The organism is Myceligenerans halotolerans, from assembly GCF_054782975.1.
This window is the reverse complement of the sequence record NZ_BAAGRL010000063.1, coordinates 68,594-88,310: the sequence shown is the minus strand read 5'-3', so window position 1 is coordinate 88,310 and position 19,717 is coordinate 68,594. Positions and strand designations below refer to the sequence as shown.

Sequence of the window (19,717 nt, the reverse complement as noted above, 5' to 3'; positions counted from 1 at the left end):
CGGTGGCGGCGTCACGGGCGCACCATCGCGTAGCGGTCCACCGTGCCGACGTGCGCGGCCTCCACGCGCACCGCGGCCGGCACGTGTGACCCGAGGGCGCCGGGTACCAGAGGCAGCGGCACGGCGACGCGGACGACGGCGGCCACCTCCCCGCCCGGGGTGAGACACACGTCCTGCCCGCACTCGATGTCAAGGCTCCCGGCATCCTCGGGAAGGTCCTGGTCACGCAGCGCGATACGCACCGCGGCGTCCGCCCGCGCGGCTCCCTGCCCCGCCGACCCGGCGGTCACCACGGCGCGCACCGCCTCCCGCGCGGCGGTCTCGGCGGCGAACGTCCCGGCCTGGACGCGCCCCACCACGGCGACGAGATAGACGAGCGGCACGAGCAGCAGCACGGCGAGCAGGATCTCCACCACGGCGGAGCCTGACTCGCCGGACCTGGCCACGGCGGAGCCTGCCGTGGCGGGGCGAGCCGTGGCGCGGAGAGCATCGCCCCTGCCGTCCCGCGGCGCACGCTCACCGGTCACGGTTCCTCCAGCGCATGCCCCTGAACGGTCACTGCGGCGGCCGGTCCCAGCAGGCCGACCACCGGCAGCGGCGTCGTGACCTCGACCTCGATCACCCGCAGCCCGTCCAGCGTCGCCTCCCGGGCCGTCACGTCGCGGGCGTACGAGCCGTTCAGCGACGCGGCGAGCAGCTCCCGGGTACGGGTGACGCCGTCCGCCGGGCCGCGGTCCGCCCGCGCCGCGACGCGGGCGCCCTCCGCGGCCGCGTCGATCGCCAGGGCACGCACGTGCACCGCGAGCGCCACCTGGACGACGCCGAGCAGCAGGGCGAGGACGAACCCTGTCACGACCACGGCCTCGGCGACGGCGGCCCCGCGCTCGTCCGTTCCGGTCACCCGTTACCCGTCACGGAGGTGATGGCCTGGCGGAACGCGCCCTCGAGGAGCGGTCCGGCCACGGCCCACAGGGCAACCACCAACCCGGCCGTCATCAACGTCACGAGCACCCAACCGGGGACGTCACCCCGTTCCGGATCATGGATGTGGTCGTCGGTGGCGCGGGCGCCGATTCGTTCCACGGCGACGGGCATAGCTCTCCCCCTGAGCGAGTGTGCTGATGGTGCCCCTGTACGGCGACCGGATCGATCACCGCTGCCAACGAGCGTATGGGCAGGAGCCCCCGTCCGCGCGCCATGACCCGAATGGCTGTGGATAACTTCTACCGGGGTCGCTCCTACCAGCGCGTCGTGAGCACGAGCGTGCATCGGATCCGGGCTCCCGACCAGAGCCCTCTGACGAGCCGCTCGTCCAAAGGTCGACCAGAGGCCAGAGGCCCCGCTGTCAGAACCCCACCCGCAGCGCGGCGAGGCTTGGGAACACGGCGAACATGACGGTCACCGGCAGGATCAGGAACACCACGGGGACGAGCATCGCGATCTCGCGGCGCCCGCCGGACTCCATGAGGGCGCGCCGACCCGCCTCGCGGACGTCCTGGGCCTGCGCCTGAAGCACTCCGGACAGAGGCGTTCCTCGCTCCAGGGCAACGACGACGGCGTCGGCGAACCGGCTCAACGGCACGCAGCCGGTGCGCGCGGACATCGCGGTGAGCGCGTCGGGGACGGCGGATCCGGACCGGACCGCCCAGACGACTCGCGTCAGCTCGCGGGACAGCTCCCCGGTGGTGCCCCGTGCCACGCGGTCGAGCGCGGCAGCCGGCCCTTCCCCGGCGGCGACGGCCAGTGCGAGCAGGTCGGCGATCGTGGGGAACTCGGCGAGCATCCGTTCCTCGCGGCGGCGCACGGTCCAGGTCAGCGCCTGATCGCAGGCCACGTAGCCAACGGCTCCGCCGAGCACGACGAGCGCGCCGAGCACGACGCCCGGGGCGGGTCGCGTCCAGGCGAGCAGGATCGCGATGCCGAGACCGGCGGCGAGGCCGAGCACGGTCCAGGTGAGCTGGCGCGCCCGGAAGTGCTCCACCGACTCCCCTGTGCCGGCCCGGTCGAGGCGGCGGCGCAGTCCGTCGGCTGGGGAGCCGAGGCGCTCCAAGCGCGCGGCGATCTCGGGCAGGGCCACCAGTTCGACGAGGAGGCCGAACGGTCCGGTGCGGCCGGGGCCGCCGTCGTGCAGCAGCGCCGACGTGGACGGGCGGGGGCGGAGATACGGTTCGAGCCGCTCCGCCAGGCGGGGGCGGCGCGCCCGCCGCGCGGCCCATAGCAGCCACAGCCCGGCCCCGAGGCCGAGTCCGGCCACGCCGCCCCATACCGCCCACGCGTTCATCGCAGCACCCGTGCCTCGGTCGGGAGGCGACCCACGCGCAGCATCACGCGATACGCGACGAACGAGCAGGCGGCACCGGCGATCAGGACGGCGGCCCCGGCGGGCGTGTCGTAGGCCCCGACGGCGCCGGGGCGGGTGGCGAGCAGCGCGAGCACCAGCCACGGCCCGGCGACGGCGACGCGCGCGCCGTTGACGGTCCAGCTCTGCCGGGCCTCGAGCTCGCCGCGGGTGCGCAGGTCGTCGCGCAGGAATCCGGACAGGGTGCGCAGGAGTCTGCCGAGGTCGCGGCCGCCGACGTCGTGCGTGATCCGTAGTGCCTCGACGATCCGGTCGGCGACGGGATCCGCGAGCCGGTCCTTGAGCGCGGTGAGGCTGTCGCCGAACCGTCCGGAGGCGCGGAAGTCGCGCGCGAACTGTGCGAACGGCTCGCGCAGCGCGGCCGGTCCGCGATCGGCGAGCTGGGCGACCGCCTCCGGGAGGGACAGGCCAGCCCGGACGCCGGAGGCCAGGTGGTCGACGACGTCCGGCCACACGGCGCGCAGGGCCCTGCTGCGGGCACGCGCCCGGGCCCGGAGTACGGCGCGTGGCGCCAAAGCGGCGAGCACCGCGAAACAGAGGGCGACGGCCGGCGACCTGGTGGCCGCGAGCACGACGACGCACGCGGTCAGCGCGGCGGCTGCCGTCGCACCGTGGAGCGCTGCCGGCGAGGCATGAGGGAGTCCGGCCTGGTTGAGCAGCTCGCGCGTGCGCGCGCTACGAGGTCCGGGACGCCGGTCGGACGGCCGTTCCCACCACGACCACCAGAGGCACCAGACGCCCGCACCGAGGAGCAGGCCGACGACGACGCCCATCAGGCGCGCGCCGCGATCGTCCAGGGCGACTCGGCACGGGACGCGGACCCGGGACTCGGCACGGACCGGGGATTCGGCCGGGTGCCTGGCCCGACGCCGGCGTCGGTGGCTGAGGTGCCTGACTCCGCACGCGACCCGGCGCGCGACTCCGCGCGTGACTCGGTGGCCGACTCCCTGCCGGCCCAGGCATCCGGTTCGTCGGGCACCGCAGCGCCACCGGCTCCGTGCCACGCCGTGGCCCCGGGGGCCGCCGGTTCCGTCGCGCCGGTGCCGTGTCCCGCGAGGACCGCGTGGATGTCGATTCCGGCGTCGGCGAACCGCCGCAGGTGGGGTGGCATCCCGTCGGCCCGGCGCAGGCCCTGGTCGTCGCGCCGGAACAGCGTCGCGGTCTCCACGACGCCGTCCTCGGCACGGCCAGTGACGGCGAGGATCTCCCGGACCACCCGGCGTCCCCGCTCGATGGCGAGGTGCACCACGACGTCGACGGCGGACGCGACGGTCGGCACCACGAACCGGTCGGTCACGTTCTCTCCCGCGAGCAGCGGGAGGGTGGTCATCTTCACGACAGCCTCGCGCGCCGAGCTCGCGTGCACGGTGCACATTCCGGGGATGCCGGAGTTCAGGGCGACCAGCAGGTCGAACGCCTCCGCCTCGCGGACCTCCCCGATCACGATGCGGTCCGGCCGCATCCGCAGTGCCTCCTTGACCAGCCGCCGCAGCGGGATCTCTCCGGTGCCCTCCAGCGATTCCTGCCGGCACTGCATCGCCACCTGGTCACGGACGGGGAGCCGCAGCTCCCAGACCTCCTCGCACGAGACAACGCGCTCGTGTGCCGGGATCGACCCGGCCAGCGCGTTGAGCATGGTGGTCTTGCCCGCCTTGCTGCCAGACAGCCGCTCTAAGACGTTCCGCACATTGGACGCCCATGAGTCAACGCCTGGCAAAGGTCGATCCCATCTACCTCGTCTACCTACGCATCAGCCAGGACAGGGATGAGACTCGACGGTCCATCACCAACCAGAAGCGCGAAGTCGATGGTCTGACGCACCGACTCGGCATCGAGCCAGACGGCGAACCGTTCATCGACAACGACATCTCTGCGACGAGATCCAAGAAGCGCGATGGGTACAACGACCTTGTCCGAACCATCAAGTCGGCCGACCGCCCCGTCGTGATAATCGTCTGGGCTGTGGATCGCCTCTACAGACGCCCCAAGGAGCTCGAGGCGCTCATTGAGCTCGTCGAGAACGGCCCCATCTCGATCCTGACCGTCGTCAGCGGGGCGTTCGACCTCAATACGCCCGCGGGTCGCGCGTTCGCGCGGCAGATGGTGTCGTTTGCCGCCTTCGAAGGTGAGATGAAGGCCGACCGTCAGCGTGCCGCAAATGCCGATCTCGCCGCCGAGGGCGCGTGGCACGGATCGCGCAGGTTCGGGTACCAGCTGAACGGCGATGGATCTGCCGACCTCGACATTATCGAAGCTCCTGTTGTGCGGGCACTAGCAGACCGTTTTCTCGCTGGCGAAACGATCTACTCACTAACCAAGTGGTTGAATTCGACAGGAGTGAAACCCATACGAGCGCAGCGTTGGCATGGGACATCGGTACGCCAGCTTCTCGCGGCGCCACGGATCGCTGGGTTGCGCGCCTACGCGCCCCGCGAGCACGGAGTGACCGATTCCATCTTCCGCGATGGTGGCCAGATGACGCGCGGAAGGTGGCCGGGGATCATCACGATCGCTGAACGTGAACAGATCGCAACGATATTGAGCGACCCGGCCCGACGCCTGACTCGCGCTGGCGAGAACCTACTATCCGGGCTGGCGTCCTGCGGCAGATGCGGGGCTGGCCTTGTGATTGCTAGTTCCGGCAAGAAGCGCCGTCGCTACGTCTGCAAGAAGAACACTGCGTTCCCGGAACGGGGTGGCCTATCGATCGAAGCCGAGAGCCTGGAGAGGGTGATCGGCGAAGCTGCAATCTCGGTCCTGTCCGCCACACGGCCTCCACCACGACCCGAGTCGGACAGCGCGCCACTGTGGGAAGCGGTCGCAACCGCCCGGAGGTGGGTCGAGGACCTTGCATCGATGCTTGGCTCCGGCGAACTCGCGCTCGACGAGTACCGACCTGCCCGAGACGCCGCGCGTGCACAAGTCGCCGAAGCCGAACGAAACCTGAATGCCACGGCGCGCGACGCCGTGTTGTCGAGTCTGCCCCTTGGAGACCCAGCGGGAGTGCGTTCCTGGTGGGCTTCTGCCTCGACCGGGCGACGGCGAGCAGTACTCGAAGCAATCATCGACTCCCTCGTAATTCTGCTGGCCAAAGGACCAAGCAGGACTCTGGATCTAGACCGAGTGCAGATCACCTGGAGGGCATAGCCTGAGTGTTCAGCTGGCCTGGTGAGCAAGGAAGCGCATTCGAGCATCCGCCGGCGGGGGCGTGGTCGGGTCTTCTTCCTGACGTGCCGGAACACCTTGTGCGGTCGTTCATCCAGCCTGACGCGCAGAGTGCCCCACCCCATGCCGCACATCCGCCCGCTATGCCAAGCACCAGACGCTGCGATACGGCCCCCTCCACGCGACCCGCTCTGTTGACTCTCGTCAGAGGATCCGGCACGAGAGACTCCTCCGACCGTAATGACGAATTGGGCGCAATCGGCGCGGACGACTTCACGACGTGGCTTGATCGCTCCCGGAGAGCATCAGGTATGTCACCGGGCGTGACCAACGAGGCGGTCATCGAGCGGCTCTCGACCCTCATCCGCGGAGTGCCAGAAGGAGACGAGCTCGTCATCACCCACGAAGCGGCCTGACGCCGCCCCTCGGTCGACCGCTGCCCCACAATGCTCGCAGGTGAGATGCCCCGCACTTCACCGCGGTATGAGCATCCAGCGTCATCCTGCAGGGGCGCCAAGTTCCGTCGGCGGCCGTTTCGCTCGGTCCAGCAGCACAGAAAGTATCACCGACCTCGGCGCGACGGCTGCCGCAAGCAGGCTGACCGGCGTCGGGCCTGACGCCGACTTCGGTGAGTCCTGCAAGTGTGGCAACTGCGGCCGGAGCGTCGGGATCCGTCGTAGAGGCGACACGTGGGCGTTCGTTCATCTGGACGCGAATGGGGTGCCTTCCGAGGTCGATGACGAGGGCGCGGCGCAGCACGTGGGCGACGATCCGGTGCCCGATCCGTACTTCTACGAGGGCGACACCAGCTATGTCGAAGGTGTCTGGAGCGCGCGGGACTGGGAACGGTATGACGAGGCGCACGCGACGCGGAATCAGGCGGAGCTTGATGAGCGACGCATGCTCGACTCCACCGGTGGGGTCAACCTGGACCAGGACCCGGCGCAGGTCCGTAGTCAGGCGTTGGAGGTCTTGTGGAAGATGCAGGATCTGTCGCTGGAGGCTGGCGTGAAGGCTGCGGCAGCAGAGATCACGGTTGAGTATCCGGCCGCCGCTTTCCTCGACCTCGACGTCGGTGACCAGGGATCGGCGTGGTGCGCGGCCGGGGTCAGCGACAAGAACGGCCGCGCGGTCGCCGACTTCGAGGAGTTCGAGGACGAGCACTGGGGCGTGATCTCTGAGCTCCCTGGTGAGCGTGGACTACGCGACTGCCCGTGGGCAGTTCTGAGCGACTACGGGCTACCGCGGATCGACCTACGCAAGGCCGCCCAGATCGACCTGCACGCGATCTTCGCGCCGGAGACCGGAGCGTGAACTTCCCCCTGCCCCAGACCGCGACGCCTGGCGAGGCAGGCGGAAGAGGAGACGACGGCGGCATCAGGAGTTCAGGGAGGTGCGCTCGGTGAACGGCAACCCTCGCCATCCGAAGGGCTCGCCCGATGCAACAGGCGGCCAGTTCGCCTGCTCTCCGAGGCACGAGGTGTCCCTGCCGCTCGCCGGGTCAGGGACCCGCCGTGGTGGACCGGCGATCGCTGCGCAGTTCGTGCCGCAGACTCTCACGGTGATGGACCCCGACGCGCTGCCTGCTACCGACCGGGACATGCTGGTGCCACAGCACAATCCGCAGGTGTGGTCGTGGGCGGATGCCGCGTATGCCAACTACTGGGACAAGGCTGCCGCGGTGGAGTCGCGCGGTGTGACCATGGCTGCCCACGCAGGCGATCTGGTTCCCGGCGACAGAGTCAGCCTGGGGCCTCTGCTCGGCCAGCTGTCACAAGACGAGCTGTACACGATCGACATGGACGCCGCACGAACGACCATGGCCGTCGTGCATGAGGTGCTGCACCGCCACTTCCACGACTCCGGAAACTCCTTCACGTGGATCTCCGCCGACCAGGGGCAGTTCACGCTCGGCTTCAACACCCCCGTCGGGTTCCTGCCGGGCCGTACTGGGCGGTGCAGCCGCTGCGGTGCGCAACTGCCGGACGGTCCAGGCAACGACGGGCTGTGCGGCGACGAAGACGACGGCGCCCGTTGATCCGTCGCGTTCATCCCCAGATCGACGTCTCGCTACCGACCCGCACTTCACCGGGGCATGGCCGACGTATCGAACCGCAGCAGGCAGCCACAAGGCTCCCCGGACAACACCGGCGGGCAATTCGCCACGGAGAACCACGCCGAGGCAGAGATCCCGCTCACCCCCGTGCAGCGCACGGAAACGCCCGGTGCGGATGCCTGCGACGGCGCCGAGATCGCCACAGCGGCCAGCATGCTCAAAGACTCCCTGGCCCAGATGTCCGCGGCCTACCCTCTCAATACGTTGTTCAACCACGGCGGCAGAGCGATCGCGTTCGGCGAGTACGTCGCCATCCTGCACGACCCATCCCAACTCCTGAACGCCGGCAACGACGATTCCATGAGTCGCGCTGCAGCCGACGCCTGCTACGCAGTCAGATCGTCCGCGACGAAGCTGTCTGCACCCTCGGAACTGAACGAGATACAGCGACAGGCAGCGATCGAGCACATCGCAGGGAAACTCGCCGTCGAACTCGCGTCCGCCGCCAACGCTCGCTCCCAGCGAGCCGCCTACCGGCCATCGGCTGAGGTCCAGCACGCCAAGGGACGCATCGACGGATACGGCGCGGCACTGGTCGAGCTCGTTCACGCCGGGCAGCCGTCCGTGACCCGCTCTGAGACCAACAGCAAGCTCGCCGACATCGCAGCCCCAGACAGGCCGACGCCTCCCACAGCGCGCGACATCGCCGTCGTTGCTATCGAGCAACGCACCGAACACCGAACCGAGGCTGCCGAGTCGCAGGCCGCGGCCGCGTACGACGACCTCATCGCTGCACACCAGGAGTTGGTAGAGGCTGAACGCGACCTGGATCGCGAATTCGACGCAGATCCCGACTGGGACCACCACAGCGCGCTGGAAGACTACATCTCCACCACGCGCACCAGCTACGACGAAGCAAACCGGGCATACAACACGGCGACGAAGCAGATGTACCTGGCGCGCGCCCCGCAGATCGTGCGAGAGGTCGACGAAGCCCTGGCTGGAGCTCGCGAGGTGTCCGAACTGCGGTCGCGGGACAGCATCGAACTCGACCTGGCCCGGTTCCGTGGCCACCACGACCGGGTGACCAGTGCGCTCGCGGCCGACGGCGCCGACACAGATCCTGCCACCGCCCGACTGCAGCAGGCAGCACAACTCCTCCGTGTCCGGGTGGCGCTCCTGGAGGAGCAGTTCACCCGCTGGCACAACGAGCAGACACGAGAGTAGACACCCGTCGCGCGTCGCAGGACTCGCGGCAGGAGCTGACCCTCTGCATGAGCTCCCGCACCGATAGCAAGACGGCGGCGACGGCCTCGGCCGCACTCCACCAGTACATGAAGCCCAACGTCAACGGCCGCGATGCCGCACACAGCATCGAGTCCCCTGACCCCGAGGCGGAAAGCGGGACACCGCCGGACCCGGACGATGCTGCTGCCGTCTCAAGAGGCCCGACGCACGCCCCAGTGCCCCAACCTGGGCCACGGCGCCCGCGAGCAGCCGTCCAGCGCTGTCCGGAGCTCGAGTACGACGCGGCTCTGCGCTGCGCCCGTGCCGCTGGTCACCGTGGCCCACACCGCATGCGTCCACTTCGATCGGCTGTTCGGAAGCCTCGGTGGTAACCCTCTGGCCAGCTCGTATCACCCGGCCGGCACGGGGCTCGTTTGGCTGGGCATCCTCGCATCGACGGCGACGTCTTCAGTAACGACGCTGAGCGTCGCGCGCGTGCCGCCAGCGGTTCGTTGCCGCCTCGGGACTCAGCCGGGACAGCACGTGTAGTGCTGCGAAGTGAGTCAGTCCTTGGCCGCCGCTTTCGCGGCGGTCTCCAGCCGGTCGGCGCGCTCGCGAGCCGTGTCGGCGTCGGCCATCCGTTCGCGCTCCTGCGAGCTCGGTTCCCATCGTTCTCCGGGCTCGTCGCAGGGGTGGTGGTATCCCCATGCGCGTGGCGTTCCACCGTCGAGGTAGTCGGCGAAGTTTCGCAGCGCAGACGCCTCGACCAGCTCCCAGGCGGCGGCCAGGGCGTGGCGAGCCTCACGGTCGTACCGGCCGCCGGCGTATTCGGGCGCGTGCCTCAAAGGCCCTTCCCAGCCGTCGGCCCGGGCGAGAGCGCGGGCGGCGATCCGGGCGGCTTCCGTCGGCACGTTCTCTGGGCGCATCACTCGTCACCGCCCAGGATCGCGGCGATCCGACGGTGGGCGCGGCGCTGCGCTTCGAGGTTTGCGGCCATCTCGTCCAGGGGTTCGCCGGGCAGTTCGTCCCACTCGTCGCAGCGCTCGCCGGTATCGCCGTCGCCTGCTTCGGGAGCCCACCTTGTTCCGCAGACGGGGCACGTATGCCCGTCGGGGTCGGACTCGACGTCGACCCCGCAGGCTCCGCACTCGATGCGGAACGTCAGCGTGGGCACGTCGGCGAGCTTGATGTGGGTGCTCATCACACGGCCTCTGCTGGGGTTGGCGGCTGGGCACGGCGCACCTCGATGACCAGGTCCGCGTCATCACCGAATACCGCGACGGCGCGGTAGACGTGGTCCCAGATGCTCTGCGCGTGTTCCGAGGCGCTCGGGACGTCGGAGGCCACGACCTCACCGCTGCGGGAGAACGCGTGTCGGCCTGGACGGCTTCCTGGCCGGGGGTGTGCGTACAGCCACCGGGTTCGGACCATGACCCGGACGGGCTCGATGCGGTCGCGGACGATCCGTTCGTCAGCGGGCGGGCGGTAGTTGGCAGGATCCGTGCTCACTGCTGGTCTCCTTCGGAGTTGGTCTCGTTCGGTGTCGGTCGCGAGGGGCCCGACGTTCGTCGCGGTGAAGGGACGGCGGCCCGCCCGGGTGACGAGGCGGGCCGCCGTGTAAGGCCCGACGGTCGGGCCAGGACCGGACGACGTCGGATCAGAACTCGCCGTCGTCCACCGGGGTAGTCGGCGTCGAGGCCTTCGCGGCCCGCGTACCGCTACCGGTCTTGCCGCTCTTGGCGGTGCGCGTAATCTCGGCCTGGGCGTACCGCAGGGAGGCGCCGATCTCGTGGATCTCGATCTCCACGACGGTGCGCTCCAGGCCGTCCTTTTCGTAGGAGCGCTGAGTCAGCGCACCCTGTACGATCACGCGGTCGCCCTTGCGCAGCGAGCCGACGGCGTTCTCGGCCGCGTCTCGCCACAGGCTGCCGCGCAGGAACAGCGTCGTCCCGTCCTTCCACTCCCCTGCCTCACGGTCGAACGTGCGCGGCGTGGAGGCGACGTTGAGGTTTGCCACGGGCGTGCCCGAGGAGGTGTACCTCAGGTCCGGGTCACCGGTGAGGTTCCCGATCACGGTGATGACAGTCTCGCCAGCCATGCGACAGTCCCTTCGACTCGTCCCGCTCAGATGCGGGCCCTCCCGACAAAGCGCCGTCCGGCGCCTCTGCAAGGACTGATGTGCGGCATGGCGGGCTGCCAGGCGGCTGACGGCGAGTTTGGTTCGCCTCATGCGACGATCGCGAGGTGCCGCGGCTGCTGTCCGACGATGTTCCATCCGCTCTCGGCTGCGGCACGCGCCCGCAGCTCGGCCTCGTGTGGGATCGGTGTCCGGTCGCCGATGACGACGACGGCGATTCCGCTTGCCGTCTGCGCCACGGCGACGGCACCGTCTGTCGTGTACAGGCACGGTGGCGGGCCGCCGACCTCGTCGAACACGTCAAGAAGTTCGTCGGGATGGATGATTGTTCCGATCGGCAGGCGGTGGACCCGCAGTGGTGCGCTGCCCGACGGCGTGTCCTGTTCGCTGTCCGTGTCCGGCTCGGTTCGCCCGCCGCGTCCCACGGGCAGCTCGAGAACCTGCCCGACCGTCTCTTCGTCGGACGGCCACTCCAGCAGTGGTCCCGGCAGGTCGAGTGAGGCCGGTTCCTCGACGTCGAGCACCGATACTCCGCGGATTGTCACGTCCCGCTGAGCGACCTTCTCGACGACCGTGTCTGGGTCCGCCCCATCGGTGTCGGTCACGACTGCCCGGACCCGGACCTGTCCGCGGACCAGCACAACTGCCCCCACTACTGGTGTCTCGCCGAGCCGGCGTACGTCGTCGTCCCACATCACCCCGCTGACCGTGCCGTCGGCGCATTCCAGGGTCAGGTTCACCATCTGTCCCTTGGAGTAGCCACGCTGAGCCCACCCGGTCAGGACGCCGACGAAGGTGTATCGCCCTGGGTCGGTGGCCTCCGTGACGGCACGCGTGATGGCCTCGCCTGGCCGCAGCACCTGCCTTGCGGCCGTACCGATCTGATCAGCCAGTGCGGTCAGCGGGCTCTGTCCGGTCGTGAGCCCGAGCCGGGCTCGTTCGCGAGCTGATCGTTCGAGTGGCCCCCATTCGACGTCGGGTGCAGGCAGTTCCGGCCAGTCCCGAACGGCCCGGGTGATCATCCAGTGCCCGAGCCGTGGCCCGAAGGCGTCGAATGCGCCGGCCTCGGTCAGCGCCTCGATGAGGTTGATCCGTAGCCGGGCGCCGTCGACCATCACACGCGTGACGACGTCAGCCATCGAGGCGAAACGGCCACCGCGCTCGCGTTCGTCGACGATCGCGGCCGCGTCAGCTCCCACACCCTTGACCTCCCCGAGGCCGAGCAGCACTGCACCGGCCTCAGGCCGGGTCGTCAGGCTTGAGCGGTTGATGTCCGGGGCGTGCACAGTGATGCCTTCGCATTGCATGTCGGTCAGGATCGCCTGGCGCTTGTCCTCCCCGTCGGTCGTGGCCAGGACCGCGGCGGCGAACTCGACCGGCCACGACGCCTTCAGGTAGGCGGTCTGGTAGGTCAACAGGCCGTAGGTCGCGGCGTGGGACTTGTTGAACAGGTACGACGCCGAGGCCTCGAACAGTTCCCACAACCGCTCCAGGGTCGCCTGGCTGAACCGCACCCCGCTCGTGCCGCGACTGGCCAGGCCTCCGTCGAACATCTCCGCACGCACTCGGGACATCTTGTCGGCGTCCTTCTTGGAGAACGCCTTGCGCAGCAGGTTCCGCGTCGGTGCGTCCAGCCCTCCCACCACCGCTCCCAGCAGCATCACCTGCTCCTGGTACACCGGCAGCCCGTACGTCTCGCCCAGCACGGACGCGATCGCAGCTGCCTCGTCCGGGTTGCGAGTGAGGTAGTCGTAGGAGACAGGCTCACGGCCGTTCTTACGGCCGGCGTACCTCTCGTGCGCCCCCACGCCCATCGGTCCCGGCCGGTACAGTGCCACCAGCGCGGTCAGATCCGCCAGGCTCGACGGTGCCACGGCCTGCGCCAGGTGTGTGATCCCCGTCGACTCCAGCTGGAACACCGCGGCCGTGCGACCAGCGGTGATCAGGTCCCATGCGGCGCGGTCGCGCGCCGATCCGTCCCCGGGCATCAGCCCGTCGGGATCGACCATCTCACCGGTGTTCTCCTTGACGAACCTCACGGTCTGAGCGATGACATCCAGGGTGCGCAAGCCGAGCACGTCCAGTTTGAGTAGCCCGTACTCCTCGACGTCCGTGCCGTCCCAGCAGGTGACGCGCAGTGCGTCTGGGCCTGCTTGCTTGGAGCGGTCTCGGCGCAGGGGAACGACGTCGTCCAGCGGCTCGTCGGCGATCACCGTGCCGCACGCGTGGATGCCCTCGAGTTTCGTCACGTTCTCGAAGTCCCGCGCCAGCCCGACGAGCCGCGCCCCGTCGCGACCGGCCGCTGACACGGCGTCGCGGAACGCCTTTCCTGCCGCGACGGCCGGATCGTCGAGCACAGCGAACGTCGCTGCGCCTCCGTCCACGACGGGAACCAGCGGCGTGAGGCGGTTGCCCAGCGGTGTCAGGCCAAGCACGCGGGCGGCGTCCTTGAGCGCTGCTCTCGTAGCTGCTATCCCGTAGGTACCCAGCCGGGCAACACGGTCGCGGCCATACCGTGCCTGCAGGTAGGCCAGCACCTCCTCACGGCGCTTCTGCTCGAAGTCGGTGTCGATGTCCGGCATACCCGCCCGGGCCGGGTCCAGAAACCGTTCGAACAGCAGCCCATGTGCGATCGGATCGAGGTTCACGATTCCCAGGCAGTAGGAGATCACCGAGCCCGCCGCGCTCCCCCGCCCCGGGCCGACCCGGATCGGGCGTTTGCCGCCGGGTTGACCGTCGGGCTGCTCGGCGGTGGGCAGGCCGCGATCCGAGCGCGCCCAGGAGATCACGTCCCAGGTGATGAGGAAGTAGTCCGACAACCCCATAGCGTCGATCACCGCGAACTCCGTCTTCAACCGCGCGTTCACCACCGGCGGCAGTCGGCCGGGACGAGCGGGGTCTTCGCCGTAGCGCTTGAACGCGCCCTGGCGCGCCAGGTCGCGCAGCATCGTGGACGACGACGTCGCGGTCGCCTCGCCCTGGTCCCTGACCTCCGGGTGAGGGAATCGCGGCAGCCGGAGTCCGGGGTCGGGCAGAACGTCATCGGCCACGAGCTCGGCGACGCGCACGGTGTTGTCGCACGCCTCCTGCCACCAGGCATCCTCATGCAGGGCACGCATCTCGGCCTCGCTGCGCAGATGGTGGCCCTCGCCATGAAAGCGGAACCGCTGCCCGTCGGACACCTTCGCGCGCGTACCGACGGCAAGCCACGCGTCATGGGCCGTGGCCTGCGCTGGGTGAAGGTAGTGAGCGTCGTTCGTCGCGACCAGCGGCAGACCGTACTCGCCGGCCAGGGCCCGCAACCCGGGAAGAACCGTGGCCTGCTCAGGAATGCCGTGGTCCATGACCTCGACGAAGACACGGTCGTAACCGACTGCCTCGCACAGTCGCTCAACCGCTGCACGGGCGCCAGCATCGTCGCCGCGAGCCAGTGCCGCGGCGACAGGGCCGCCCAGACAGCCGGTCAGCACGATCAGCCCGTCGGCATGTTGAGCCAGCAGGTCATGGTCGATGCGTGGCTTGTACCAGTACGACTCGTGCGCCGCGTTCGACAGCGCCACCAGGTTCCGCCAGCCCGTACGGTCGGCAGCCAGCACGGTCAGATGATCATGGCGTCGCATCTTCGTCACGCCGCTCTGCACAACTTCGACGGCGTCGTGCCCGTCCCGCGGGCCGATCGCGAGGTAGAACTCCTGGCCTGGAATCGCCTTGATCCCCGCCGTGTGGGCGTGTCGGCCGAGCTTCCAGATCCCGGCGAGCGTGCCGTGGTCGGTCAGAGCGAGCGCCAGATTGCCGTCCGCCGCGGCCCCTTCGACAAGGTCCGGCACCCGGGCGAGTGAATCGATCGGCGAGAACTCCGAGTGCACGTGCAGATGCGCGAAACCGCGCGCAGCCGATGCCGGCGTCATGCGGGCGCGGATGTGCGGCACGTGACACTTCGCCCTCGATCGCGGATTCTCTCGTCCTGCCCTGCCGCGGCGCGCAGAGGCTGGGTGGTGCGCAATGTCAGTGGGGCCGGTCATCATCGGAGGCGTGGATCTCGAACATGAGCGACGGCTGGCCGCTTTTCAGGTGGAGCGGCCGATGATGATTATCGCGCTAGAGAGGACCAGCGGCGAGGTCATCTACTTTCCGACCGCCGAAGCCCCGGATACCGAGGCCGGAAAGAAGCGGTACCGCAGCTACGTGCAAGAGCACCTCAGGTGCGTCGTGCCGAGCTGCCCGTCCAAGCTGACTGCTGTGTTCCGGACCACGGGTGTCAGCCATTTCCGGCATTTGGAGCCGGTCGAGCACGACCCGGAGTCGCTGCTGCACCACATGGGCAAGCGGGTGATCGCACACTGGGCGGCATCCCGAGCGGGGTGGACGGCTCAGGTCGAGAGGGCCTCGCCGGACGGAACATGCCGCCCGGATGTCACGCTCACCGCCCCCGGTGGCGAGCTGGCGATCGCCGAAGTCCAGTACTCAAGGCTGGCGCCGGAGAAGTTCGAGGAGCGCAACAATCGCCATCTGGCCAACGCGTTTTCCGGGCGGGTGTGGCTGCTGGGGAATCTCAAGCGCTACTACTCTCCCCGCAAGGATGGGCGGCTGCGCGTGCGCGGACTGGGCCGCCAGGTCCTGGACAGCGGCGCAGTGCTCTTGTGGCTCGACCCGGAGAAGCGAGAGGTGGTGACTGCCTACGACATCGGCGACCGGTATGGCCCCAGCCATCCGGCCGGAGAATACGCCGAGGCTTGTGAGATCACTTCGCTCGACGAGTGCGAACCCGACCCTGTTCACGGCGTGCTGACTCCCCAGCTCAAGGCAATCCTTCAGGCAGATGTACGACGCGCGGCGGTGCAGGCTCGTCGCCTGGCACAGATCGAGGCCGCACGCCGTACGGATGCGGAGCGCGAGGCAGCAGCCAGGGCCGAGCTCGCTCGCCGTCAGGAGGAATGGGAGCGCAGCGCTGACCGCAAATGGATCTTGCACCAGCACAGTGACCGGCTGCCCGACGTGATCACGACGGCAAGTCGCCAGGACCAGGCGCTGGCCGACAAACTCGAGGTACTGCCCGTGCGCTGGAAGGCGCGCGTCTACCGAAGAATCGCTGCATCGCCCCGCCAGATGGACTGGACGAGCATCTGCCGAATCCTGACCGAGCTTCGACGAGGAGTGAGAATGAAGGGACCCGACTGGCGTCCCCTGAGCCGGTTCGTTGAGGAACTCGCTGCTCGGGGCCTGATCGCCTACGACTCGCGGATCCCGACGCTTGCCGGACCGGCGGGGATGACGCTGGTCCGAGCTCCAGCAGAACCGAGACTGAGACGGATCGAGCCACACGAACCGCAACGCGCAGTCAGGCACCCGATCGTGATCCAGACCGTGACGGCCCCAATGCCGGTCCCTTCACCCCCTCCCCCTCCGCCTCCGACCGAGGCCGACTTCCGCGCGGCCGCCAGCCGAGCACGATCCCAGGCGCCGGAGCAGCGGAAGGGGTTCGTCGAGCGCTTGCGCAGCTGGTGGCGCCGATAGGTCCCGACTGCCCCACTGTGCCAGGACATGGCCGGTGCCGGTTGCGGGGGCCTCCTGGCCGAGCGCGCATAGTGCCTGGATCACGAGGTTTCGTGGTACCGGCACCGGCGAGCGGATTAGGCTATGGGGTCGCCGTGGGCTCCCTGGTGGGGCCCCATTTTTCAAGCCGCAGCTCGCGCAGTGCGTGAGGGCGGCCCGGAGCCTGGGCAAGGAAGGGACATCTCGTGGGACGTCGCGATGACTCGCCGGAACGGGTCTGGCATCAGCTCGGTGAACAACAGGGTCGGATACAGACGATCGACATTGAGGACTCGCCTGTTTTCGCACCGGGGACGATCGAACTCGGGCAGTTCACACTGCTGGTGGGACTCCACGGATCGGGTAAGACGTACTTGCTCAACATGCTGCATGAGGTACTGCCATCGACACAGGTTCACTCGAACCTGCCGCCTGCCGTGCGGAATCACCCCAGCATGTTGCGGGGCAGGTATCAGCTGGCGATCGAGCAAGGTGGGGAAGCAGCCATACTGGCAGTGGCATCCCCGCCCGATCCTGAGGACGCCGCTCTCGAAGTGTTCCCCGAGGAGGAACTCCCGGCTTCCAGGATGCTCTCACCGTTCACGGTGCAGAACGACCTGGCATACGTGGTGGACAACTCCGGTCTCATTCACGACGTGACGGCGGGGCACCGATTCGAATCGAAGCATCTAAAAGTCCTGAGACGTATCACCGGGCGCAATTACGACTGGCTGGAGTACAGCTGGTACGAAGAAGTAGAGCCCCTGCCGTACCTTCGGGGTGAGCGCGATGGGGTGCCCTTCGATTCGTCGACGATGAGTCACGCCGAGCACTGGGTCACCCATGTGCTCTGGCATCTTGAGTTCGCGCGCGCCGGCGATCTCGTCCTCATTGACGAGCCAGAAACGTTCCTGGCAGCCCCGGGACATCGCGCCTTCATCGATGAGATCGCGCGCCGTACCCTGGACAAGAAATGCCAGGCCATCGTCGTCACACACGCCGAAGCGATGATCGGCCGCGTTCCTCCCAAGTGCGTCAGACAGGTCACCCGCGGACCCGACGGTGCCCGCGTCAGCCAGGTAGGCAGCACCGACGCGGTGCTCCAGGCCCTCTCGCTGGCCCCCAGGTCAGTCACGGGCGTCGCCTTCGTCGAGGACGTCCTCGCCGCCAGGATGGCCCGCCGGATCCTGGAACGCCATGGCGGCCACCGCGCAGGCGAGCTCGACATCATCGCCAGCGGCGGCAATGACGTGGTCGCCAAAGCGGTCGACATCGTGGGTAGGTCCCAGCGGCTGGTCGCCCTTGGGATTCTCGACGGCGACCAACGCAGCGATTCGACTGACGGTGGCTTCCTGTTCCTGCCAGGAGCCATGCCGGAAGAGGAGCTACTCAAGGCGCTGACGGTGCACGCCGCGCGCGCGTCGCGTGAACTCGGGGTGCCCGAGGCGGACCTGCACCTGGCGCTGGACCGCGCCCGTTTTGTCAACCACCAGCGGGTCTTCAGCTCCATCGGTATGAGCCTGGGCCGCCACGAGAGCGGCGAGATTGCCGATCTCGCCATCGACCTGTGGCTGGAGGACCCAGGTATCGACGGTCAAGCCCGTCAGCTGGCGCAAGATGCCCTCCAGGCGCTGCGCAGACCTGTGATCGAACCTGCCGGCACGGAGGGCCGATGAGCCCTCACGGATTCTGCGTGCCGAGATCTAGTCCGAGCTGCAGGGGTTTGGTCAGGCGTGAGGTGATCAGTGGGAGGTAGTCGCTCTCGCGTTCGATGGCGATGCAGCGCATGCCTTCGATGACGCAGGCCTCGGCGGTCGCGCCGGAGCCGGCGAACGGGTCGAGGACGACGGCGCCGGGCGCTGCGACCAGGCGGACGAGCCAGCGCATCAAGCCCAACGGCTTGACCGTGGGATGTGTGATGCCGTCGACCTGCGGCCGTTCTGCGGCAGGCGCCTTGGCCTCGTACCGGAACGTAGGAAAGTACCTGGACACACCGCCGGAGTCCGCGCCCCGTGCTGGCGTACACGCTTCCTGGCCCTTGAAGGTGCCGTAGGTGTCGCGGAATTTGTCGCCGTTGCGTCGGGTGGGGTTGGCGCCGCTGGTGCGCGTGCCGGATTGGCGGTCGAGGTGGGCGGCTTGGGTTTCGTCGAGGATGACGTTGGTCGGCCACCGGCCCGTGGGTCCCCCGCCGCGGGGTCCGGGTGTCGCTGCGAGGTCGACTGCTCCCTGCTCGGGGTATCGGGTGGTCGCAGAGGTCTCGTGTGCCGGGCGGGCGCCCTGGGAGTCGGCGCCGTCGCCGACGCGGCAGGCGTCGATGTTCAACGCCCCTGTACCGTGCTGCACGACGTTGGCAGCGACTGTCCCGGCAAGGGGCCGGCGTGCGAGGACGATCGGCTCGAACGCGGGCTTCAAGCCGGTGCCCCAGCCCTGCCACCGCTGGGCGGCGCTCGAACCGGGGGTTCCGTCGCGCGGTCCGGTGGGCCCGCCCGAGCCGCCGGGAGCATCTGCGGTGTTGTTGCGCCCTTGGTTGATCGCCTTGGCCACGTCGAGCGACTTCGGGAACCCGCTCGCGAAAATCCATGCGATCGAGTCGCGCAGCTCGAAACCTGCGTCTTCGATGCCGTTGGCGAGCCGGTGCCACGTTCGTGAGCCTCCAAACGCCAACAGGTGCCCGCCCGGCCGTAGGATCCGCAGGCATTCGGTGGCCCACGCCTGACACCACCGCTGAAAGTTGTGCATCGCCGCCGACGAGAGGTCGTAGCGGCCTGCCTCCATCGCGCCGTCGCGCGCCGTCGTCTTCGTGTGATCGCCGATCGCGCCGGGGCGGCGGTTGTGCCTGCCGGGTGTCCCGTTCTTGCGGTGCGAGCCGTACTCCCCCGGTTGGTCCCATGCCTTGCCCATGAATCCGATCCCGTACGGCGGATCGGTGACGACCGAATCGACAGACCGATCGGGCAGCTCGGCAAGTACCTTGAGGCAGTCCCCGTGGTAGACGGTCACCGCCGCATCGACGTAACTGGGGCGCCTCATGCCCCGAGGTCCAGCATGAGGAGCCGGGCAGCAAGACGGCCGCGGGCACTATGCGCGACGACGATGTCGCCTTCCTCGACTGTCACTGGCGGCCTGGCTAGGTACGGCCCTGCCCGTCGGGCTGCGCGGGCCTGCGCGGCGTCGGTGAAGGTGAGCGTCGGGGTGTTCCCGTTCCGTGCTTTGCTGATGTTCACGTCCCGGATGAAGTGCG

17 protein-coding genes and 1 pseudogene are annotated in these 19,717 nt (G+C 68.9%); 6 read left to right on the top strand and 12 right to left on the bottom strand.

Translation table 11 applies throughout. The annotated features are described in order from the left end of the window. Nucleotides 1-11 precede the first annotated feature (11 nt). The 6 genes and pseudogenes from ACYVK5_RS25640 to ACYVK5_RS25615 form a co-directional block, all read right to left on the bottom strand. Complete coding sequence (locus ACYVK5_RS25640) at nucleotides 12-527, bottom strand: pilus assembly protein (RefSeq protein WP_460709084.1); 516 nt, start codon at nucleotides 525-527, stop codon at nucleotides 12-14. Then, the gene (locus ACYVK5_RS25635; protein WP_460709082.1) at nucleotides 524-901 is read right to left on the bottom strand and encodes a TadE/TadG family type IV pilus assembly protein; all 378 of its coding nucleotides are present in this window, start codon (nucleotides 899-901) and stop codon (nucleotides 524-526) included. Before ACYVK5_RS25635 ends, ACYVK5_RS25640 begins: the two co-directional genes overlap by 4 nt. Then, nucleotides 898-1,095 (bottom strand): hypothetical protein, encoded by a 198-nt coding sequence (locus ACYVK5_RS25630; protein ID WP_460709079.1) that lies wholly within the window; start codon nucleotides 1,093-1,095, stop codon nucleotides 898-900. The genes ACYVK5_RS25635 and ACYVK5_RS25630 overlap by 4 nt, the downstream gene beginning before the upstream one ends. A 250-nt stretch (nucleotides 1,096-1,345) precedes the next feature. Then, the gene (locus ACYVK5_RS25625; RefSeq protein ID WP_460709077.1) at nucleotides 1,346-2,281 is read right to left on the bottom strand and encodes a type II secretion system F family protein; all 936 of its coding nucleotides are present in this window, start codon (nucleotides 2,279-2,281) and stop codon (nucleotides 1,346-1,348) included. Next, nucleotides 2,278-3,132, bottom strand: coding sequence for a type II secretion system F family protein (locus ACYVK5_RS25620; protein WP_460709075.1), 855 nt, complete (start codon nucleotides 3,130-3,132; stop codon nucleotides 2,278-2,280). The genes ACYVK5_RS25625 and ACYVK5_RS25620 overlap by 4 nt, the downstream gene beginning before the upstream one ends. 269 nt (nucleotides 3,133-3,401) lie before the next feature. After that, a pseudogene (locus tag ACYVK5_RS25615) lies at nucleotides 3,402-4,016 on the bottom strand (ATPase, T2SS/T4P/T4SS family); the annotation flags it as partial. Nucleotides 4,017-4,057: 41 nt separating this feature from the next. On the opposite strand from ACYVK5_RS25615, the gene ACYVK5_RS25610 reads away from it, so the two are divergent. From ACYVK5_RS25610 to ACYVK5_RS25595, 4 genes are all read left to right on the top strand, one after another. Next, nucleotides 4,058-5,506 carry a recombinase family protein gene (locus ACYVK5_RS25610; RefSeq protein WP_460709073.1) on the top strand — a complete coding sequence of 483 codons (1,449 nt, stop codon included), beginning with the start codon at nucleotides 4,058-4,060 and terminating at the stop codon, nucleotides 5,504-5,506. Between the two features lie 501 nt (nucleotides 5,507-6,007). Continuing rightward, nucleotides 6,008-6,838 (top strand): hypothetical protein, encoded by an 831-nt coding sequence (locus tag ACYVK5_RS25605; RefSeq protein WP_460709070.1) that lies wholly within the window; start codon nucleotides 6,008-6,010, stop codon nucleotides 6,836-6,838. Between the two features lie 250 nt (nucleotides 6,839-7,088). Next, nucleotides 7,089-7,562, top strand: coding sequence for a hypothetical protein (locus ACYVK5_RS25600; protein ID WP_460709068.1), 474 nt, complete (start codon nucleotides 7,089-7,091; stop codon nucleotides 7,560-7,562). A gap of 57 nt (nucleotides 7,563-7,619) precedes the next feature. Further along, on the top strand, nucleotides 7,620-8,807 hold the full coding sequence (locus ACYVK5_RS25595; RefSeq protein WP_460709066.1) for a hypothetical protein: 1,188 nt from the start codon (nucleotides 7,620-7,622) through the stop codon (nucleotides 8,805-8,807). 563 nt (nucleotides 8,808-9,370) lie between these two features. Here the strand turns inward: ACYVK5_RS25595 and ACYVK5_RS25590 are convergent. From ACYVK5_RS25590 to ACYVK5_RS25570, 5 genes are all read right to left on the bottom strand, one after another. Further along, a complete protein-coding gene (locus tag ACYVK5_RS25590; protein WP_460709064.1) occupies nucleotides 9,371-9,733 on the bottom strand; it encodes a hypothetical protein in 363 nt (120 codons plus the stop codon). Then, entirely contained in the window at nucleotides 9,733-10,008 is a 276-nt protein-coding gene (locus ACYVK5_RS25585; RefSeq protein ID WP_460709062.1) for a hypothetical protein, read from the bottom strand. Before ACYVK5_RS25585 ends, ACYVK5_RS25590 begins: the two co-directional genes overlap by 1 nt. Further along, nucleotides 10,008-10,316, bottom strand: coding sequence for a hypothetical protein (locus ACYVK5_RS25580; RefSeq protein ID WP_460709060.1), 309 nt, complete (start codon nucleotides 10,314-10,316; stop codon nucleotides 10,008-10,010). The genes ACYVK5_RS25585 and ACYVK5_RS25580 overlap by 1 nt, the downstream gene beginning before the upstream one ends. A gap of 148 nt (nucleotides 10,317-10,464) precedes the next feature. Beyond that, a complete protein-coding gene (gene ssb / locus ACYVK5_RS25575) occupies nucleotides 10,465-10,905 on the bottom strand; it encodes a single-stranded DNA-binding protein (RefSeq protein WP_460709058.1) in 441 nt (146 codons plus the stop codon). A 128-nt stretch (nucleotides 10,906-11,033) separates the two neighbouring features. Next, nucleotides 11,034-14,852 (bottom strand): DNA polymerase III subunit alpha, encoded by a 3,819-nt coding sequence (locus tag ACYVK5_RS25570; protein WP_460709056.1) that lies wholly within the window; start codon nucleotides 14,850-14,852, stop codon nucleotides 11,034-11,036. 124 nt (nucleotides 14,853-14,976) lie between these two features. Here ACYVK5_RS25570 and ACYVK5_RS25565 point away from each other — a divergent pair, with 124 nt between their 5' ends. Both ACYVK5_RS25565 and ACYVK5_RS25560 read left to right on the top strand, forming a co-directional pair. Then, entirely contained in the window at nucleotides 14,977-16,458 is a 1,482-nt protein-coding gene (locus ACYVK5_RS25565; protein WP_460709054.1) for a competence protein CoiA family protein, read from the top strand. A gap of 224 nt (nucleotides 16,459-16,682) precedes the next feature. Continuing rightward, the gene (locus ACYVK5_RS25560; RefSeq protein ID WP_460709052.1) at nucleotides 16,683-18,152 is read left to right on the top strand and encodes a hypothetical protein; all 1,470 of its coding nucleotides are present in this window, start codon (nucleotides 16,683-16,685) and stop codon (nucleotides 18,150-18,152) included. A 4-nt stretch (nucleotides 18,153-18,156) separates the two neighbouring features. On the opposite strand, the gene ACYVK5_RS25555 is transcribed toward ACYVK5_RS25560, so the two are convergent. Then, the gene (locus ACYVK5_RS25555; RefSeq protein WP_460709050.1) at nucleotides 18,157-19,506 is read right to left on the bottom strand and encodes a DNA-methyltransferase; all 1,350 of its coding nucleotides are present in this window, start codon (nucleotides 19,504-19,506) and stop codon (nucleotides 18,157-18,159) included. Nucleotides 19,507-19,717: the final 211 nt, after the last annotated feature.